We start from the raw sequence: 5785 nt of genomic DNA on the forward strand, positions 1-5785 counted from the left end.
GCCTCGACGAGATCGACCTGTTCGCGCACAAACCCCCCGAGCAGGAGTACTTCCGCAACTACCGCCGGTGGGCCGTCGAGAGCGCCGCGCTCGATCTGGCGCTCCGGCAGCGCGAGGAGTCGCTGGGCGAGTGCCTCGGGATCGAACCCGAGCCGGTCCGGTTCGTCGTCTCGACGCGGCTCGGCGAGCCGCCGACGACCGACCGCGTCGAGGAGCTGCTCGCGCTCGACGACGAGTTGGAGTTCAAGCTCGACCCGACGCCCGACTGGCCGGAGGAGGCGTTCGTCACGCTCCGGGAGACGGACGCGGTCCGGATCCTCGACCTGAAGGGCTGGTACGAGGGGACCGACGTGGACGTCGAGGCCGACCCGGAGCTGTACCGCGACGTGTTCGCCGCGTTCCCGGCCGCGATCGTAGAGGACGCCGCGTTCACGCCCGAGACCCGACCGCTCGTCGAGCCGCAGGCCGACCGGCTCTCCTTCGACTACCCGATCGACGGCGTCGAGAGCCTCGAATCGCTCCCGGTCGAGCCGGGGTGGTGTAACATCAAGCCCTCTCGGTTCGGCACCCTCGAATCGCTGTTCGAGACGATCGCGCACTGTCGGCGGGAGGGGATCGAGCTGTACGGCGGCGGCCAGTTCGAGCTCGCCAGCGGCCGGACCGCTATCCAGACGCTCGCCGCGCTGTTCTACCCCGACGCGCCGAACGACGTGGCGCCCCGGCCGTTCAACGACCCCGAGGCGTCGCCGCCGTACCCGACGAGCCCGATCCGGCCGGACCGCGACGCCGTGGGCTTCGAGTTCTAGGAGGGGAGCGCTGTCGAACTCCCCAACAGGTGATAACTCTCGCACCCTCGTTCGTTCAGTGAGACGCAGCGGCGGTTGATAGCGGGAGTAGGTATCGCAGATCGAGGCTTGTGGTTCAATATTTAAACGATCGTGAACGACGGCGACGATCGCTTATAAAATGCAGGTGCGGTGGCGCGCCCCGGTGCGCGGCCCGGAGGGCCGCGAGCCGCCGGTGCGAGGGAGGCCGCGAGCGCAGCGAGCGGCAGGGCGAGAGCGAAGCTCTCGCTTGCAACCGGACGGAGTCCGGTGACGAGGCTGGGGAGGTGTGAGGTGCTGTGCGGTTGCGGGCGGGCGGGACTCGCCGGCAGGGGCTTTGCAGGTGTCCACCGCGGCAGTGTCGATTACTTATACATAGCCGACAGCAACACCACAATCTGGCTTATAAAACCACACTCACAACGTGCTATACCCAGTCCCGCTGTCGCTCAACAGTACCGAATACCGTGAGACCTCCGTCTACCGCTCGCGCTCCGTGAGCCGGTCGGCCGACTGCGACGACGGCTCTCGCTCGGTCGCCGAGTCGAACCGGGACGCCTCGTCGGCTTCGCGCTCGTGGGCGTCGGCGATCCGCTGGGCGGCGTCGGCGAGCGCGTCGAGCGCGGCGAACAGCCGGTAGCTGAGGTACAGCCCGACCGGGAGCGCGACGCCGATCATGAGGCCGAGGAGCAGCTGTGCGACGATCACGAGCGAGTACGCGACCGTGAGGACGGAGAGGGCTGCCACCGCCGCCCCGGTCCGCGTTCGGAGGGCGTCGGAGGGAGAGAGCGGGTCGTGCGCCATGCGCGGCGCTACCGGCGCGGGCCACTTAAAAATGAACGCGGAACGGGGTGGCGGCCGAGACGCGACCGCCGATCAGTCGTCGGCCGGCGCCGCGGAGTCGCCGGCGGAGACGCCGGTTCCGGGGCCGATGTCGATGCCAAGCGCCTCAAGCTTCTCGTCGGGGACGACGCCGTCGACCCAGTCGCGAGTCTCGTAGTACTCGGCCTTCATCTCGTCGAGTTCGACCAGTTCGCCCTCGCTGGCGCCCGTGCCGGGGATGGCGTCCGGGTGCCCCTCGATGAAGCGGTTCGGCAGCGTGTCGTCCGCCCCGTCGAAGCCGGCGAGGTTGTTGAAGTAGCGCTCGAGGTTGTAGACGCGCTCGCCCGCCTCGAACAGCTCGTCCTCGGAGAGGTCGCGGCCGGTCATACCGTTGTACTGGAGCACGTACTCCTCGATCCCCTCCGCGAACGCGCTGAACTTGCAGATGTCGAACGAGTCGGAGACCGCGTGCAGGTCCTGGAAGGTGGCGGTCAGCTCGCCCTTGCCCTCCCACTCGTACGGGTCGACCTTCTCCGGGATGCCGAGGATCTCGGCGGCCGGCGTGTAGCCGCGCAGGTGGCAGGCGCCGCGGTTGGAGGTCGCGTACGCGATCCCCATGCCCTTCATGCAGCGCGGGTCGTACGCGGCCATCGTCTGGCCCTTGACCGAGAGCTTGTTGCCGTGCGCGTCCTTCGCGTCGGCGACGCGCTCGGGGCCCTCCGCGAGGAGGTCGCCGAGGTCCGAGGAGCGGTGACCGATCTCGTCGATGAGGTCGATCATCGTCTCGGAGTCGCCCCAGTCGAGGTGGCCGACGCCGTCGAGCTTGCCCTCCTCGCTCATCTCCATCGCCATCGCCATCATGTTGCCGGCCTCGATGGTGTCGATGCCGAGGTCGTTACACCGGTCCAGCATGACCGCGATCTCGTCGCGGTCGTCGTGGCCGGAGTTCGGCCCGAGCGCCCACGCGGACTCGTACTCGTACGACTCCATGCGGATGTTCATGTCCTCGCCCTTGTGGGTGACGTCCACTTCGACCTCCTTCTTGCACGCGACCGGACAGGAGTGACACGTCGGCTCGTCGACGAGGATGTTCTCGCGCACGTTCTCGCCGGAGACGCGCTCGGCCTGGACGTCGACGCCGTCGGCCTCGCTGTACGCCTCCGTCGAGGTGTGCTGGGCGTTCTTCGTCGGGAGCCCGTCCATCTCCTCGGTCGCGTTCATCAGGACGTTGGTGCCGTACATCGAGAGCCCGCCCTCGTTGGGCGCGGTCACGTCGGACTCCCGGATGACCTCCATCGCCTGCTGGTAGCCCTCCTGGAACGTCTCCGGGTCGGCCGGCTTCGGCATGTCGGTGCCGCTTTTCACGACGACCGCCTTGACCTTCTTCGAGCCCATCACGGCGCCCGTGCCGCCGCGGCCCGAGGCGCGGTCGTCCTCGTTGATGACGCAGCCGTAGCGCACCTCGTTCTCGCCGCCCTGTCCGATCGCCATCACGGAGAGGTTCTTGCCGACGGCGCCGTCGACCTCCTCGCCGAGGGCGTCGATCGTGTCGTGGACGCCCTGCCCCCACAGGTGGGAGGCGTCGCGTACCTCGACCTCGCCGTCCTCGACGAGCAGGTACACCGGCTCGTCGCTCGCGCCGTCCAGCAGGATGCCGTCGAGCCCGGCCCACTTGAGCCGCGCACCAGACCAGCCGCCGTGGTGCGAGTCGGTGACCGTCCCCGTCAGCGGTGACTTGGTGACGAGCGCGACGCGGCCGCTCATCACGGTCTGGGTCCCCGTGAGGGGGCCCGTCATGATCGCGAGCCGGTTGTCCGGCCCCAGCGGGTCGACGTCCGGGCCGGCGTCGAAGACGTACTTCACGCCGAGCCCGCGCGCGCCGATGTACTTCTCCGCGTCGTCCTCGTCGACGCCCCGGTAGTCGACCGCCCCGTCCCCGAGGTCGACCTGTGCAACTCGGTCTCTGTAGCCGCCCATTTCAGTCATGTAATGCTCGTTCATTATAATAGAACTGTAACGTGTTAGTTGTTCACCTCCGAGAGAAACGACTACCGGTTACGTCGGCGGCCCCGTAGTCGACGCCGCAGTATATAAATGGCGGAGCCGAGAAGCGCGTCGAAATCGCCGACTGGAGCCCGTTCGCGTCCCGTTCGCACGCACGAGCGGGCGGCCGTACTGCCGAGCGGTTTCGACGCGGGTGGCGCGGCGCCGACCGGCGCCGCCGTCTCCGTGACGGCTAACTTCGCGGGCCGCGAACGTGAGCGCGTGATCGGACCCGACCGCGACGCCGACCGCACTGATGGCGATCGCGACGGTCGGCGCGACCGAGGCGACCGGCGCGGCCGAGGCGACCGATGGGCCGGGACCGCGACGTTCGCGCTGGCGCTCCTCGTCGCGTCGCTGGTCCCGGTGTCGTGGGTCGCCCCCGGCGGCGGGGCGGGCGGCGGAGGCAGTGCGGGCGGCGCGGGAGACGCGGTCCGCGACGCGCTCCCCGTCGAGGTCGTCTTCACGGACCCCTTCCACCTCGTCGGCTACGCGCTCTTGGCGGCGCTCGCGAGCCGCGCGCTCGGCGGGGGCCGGCGCGGACTCCTCCTCGCCGTCGCCGCCGCGGTCGCGTTCGGCTTCGGGATCGAACTCGTGCAGGCGCCCATCCCGTGGCGGTCGTTCGCGTGGCGCGACGCCGCCGTCAACGCGGTCGGGGCGGTCGGCGGTGCGGGAGCGTACCGGCTCCGGCGGTTCCGGCGGGACGGCGGAGTTGGATCCCACGGTGACTCCGACCGGTAGCCCTCAGCGCGCCGCGGGGACCTCCCGACCGCCGCCGCGGCGCTCGACGACCGCTTCCACGTCGGCGTTCAGCCGCGAGCGCTCGAAGTACACGTGGTCGAACTCGCTCGACTCGTACTCGGCGTAGAGATCGAGCGGAACTGTGTCGCCGTCCTCCGCGTCGTCGACGGTCTCCGCGAGGTCGGCGTCGTCGACGCGGACGACGAGGGTCCGCTCGTCCTCGTCGAAGACGACCTTCTCGGCGTCGAGGTCGTCTCCGTCCGGCGACCACACGGCGGCGGTGTCCTCGGCGACCGACTCGACGTCGTCGGGCGCGTCGAACCGGCACACGACCTTGCCGTTCCCGTCGACGGTGACCGTCGCGTCCGAGAGGTCGCGGTCCACGCGCTGCATGCGCCCCTCGACGGTCGGGGCGATGGTGTCGCGCTCTCGCAGGTAGTCGACGACCAGCGTCACGAGCAGCTCATCGGTCGCCTCGACGACGGGCTTCTCTTCGAACGGGTACCCGCTCCCGCCGTTGGCCATGTAGCTGTTGACGGCGACCTCGTAGGTCCCGTCGGGGTCGAGCGGCTCGCCGCCGACGGACACGTCGCGGACCAGCTCGTCGGCGTCCTCGTGGGGGACCCACTCGAAGCGCACGCCGCTGGTCTGCTGGGAGACCTCCTCGCCGAGGTTCTGCCCCGTCTCGCTCTCCAGCGTGACGATCTGGCTCTCCAGGGCCTCGACGAGCTCCTCGCCCGTCAGCTCCAGCGTGACGAGCGAGTTCGGGAACGGGAGGGTGTTGAAGATGTCACCGCCGGTGATCTCCCCGGGACCGTACACCGAGTCCGAGCGGATGCCGCCCGAGTTCGTGATCGCGACGTCGGCGTCGGCCCGCTCGCGCATCGCGTCGGTGATCAGGTTGCCGTAGCCGGTCTCGCGGTGGTAGTTCGAGCCGAACGTCGCGTCCAGCGGGCTCTCGGCCTCCACGATCACCGAGTCGAGCCCCACTTCGGCGCGGTAGTCGGTGATGATCCCGGACGCGGTGGGGTCCTTCTCGACGTCGTCCGTGACCTCGATCAGCTCCCCCTCCCACGAGGTGACCTCGCCGTCTTTGACGGTGAGTTCGATCTCGCTGAGGTAGGCCGCGCGGGCCCGCGCCTCCGAGACAATCGACCCGTCGACCGCTTCGGGCGGATAGAACTGCTCGTCGTCGCCGACCACGACGACGTCGATATCGTCGTCCGCGTCGGCCTCGGCGAGCGCCTCGGCGTCGTCGATGCCGGTGTGCGCGAGCGCGACGACGACGTCGACGCTGTCCTCCTCCCTGAGCCGCTTCGCCTCGGCGGGCCCGGTCTCGGTGTAGTCCTCGAGGG

Annotated in this window: 5 protein-coding genes; 2 read left to right on the plus strand and 3 right to left on the minus strand. The window is 69.6% G+C overall.

Annotation, left to right across the window (positions count from 1 at the left end):
• The coding region (locus C468_RS14850; RefSeq protein WP_008849722.1) for a hypothetical protein at window positions 1-806 on the plus strand (806 nt) is incomplete at its 5' end.
• Between the two features lie 498 nt (window positions 807-1304).
• Here C468_RS14850 and C468_RS14855 read toward each other — a convergent pair.
• Entirely contained in the window at window positions 1305-1628 is a 324-nt protein-coding gene (locus tag C468_RS14855; RefSeq protein ID WP_008849723.1) for a hypothetical protein, read from the minus strand.
• Window positions 1629-1700: 72 nt separating this feature from the next.
• The gene (locus tag C468_RS14860) at window positions 1701-3632 is read right to left on the minus strand and encodes an aldehyde ferredoxin oxidoreductase family protein (RefSeq protein WP_008849724.1); all 1932 of its coding nucleotides are present in this window, start codon (window positions 3630-3632) and stop codon (window positions 1701-1703) included.
• Window positions 3633-3911: 279 nt separating this feature from the next.
• Here C468_RS14860 and C468_RS14865 point away from each other — a divergent pair, with 279 nt between their 5' ends.
• Window positions 3912-4430 (plus strand): VanZ family protein, encoded by a 519-nt coding sequence (locus C468_RS14865; RefSeq protein WP_049912266.1) that lies wholly within the window; start codon window positions 3912-3914, stop codon window positions 4428-4430.
• Between the two features lie 3 nt (window positions 4431-4433).
• On the opposite strand, the gene C468_RS14870 is transcribed toward C468_RS14865, so the two are convergent.
• Window positions 4434-5785, minus strand: a 1352-nt coding sequence (locus tag C468_RS14870) for a bifunctional metallophosphatase/5'-nucleotidase (RefSeq protein WP_008849726.1), incomplete at its 5' end; no start/stop codon positions are given.

Source organism: Halorubrum kocurii JCM 14978 (genome assembly GCF_000337355.1).
Taxonomy (GTDB): domain Archaea; phylum Halobacteriota; class Halobacteria; order Halobacteriales; family Haloferacaceae; genus Halorubrum; species Halorubrum kocurii.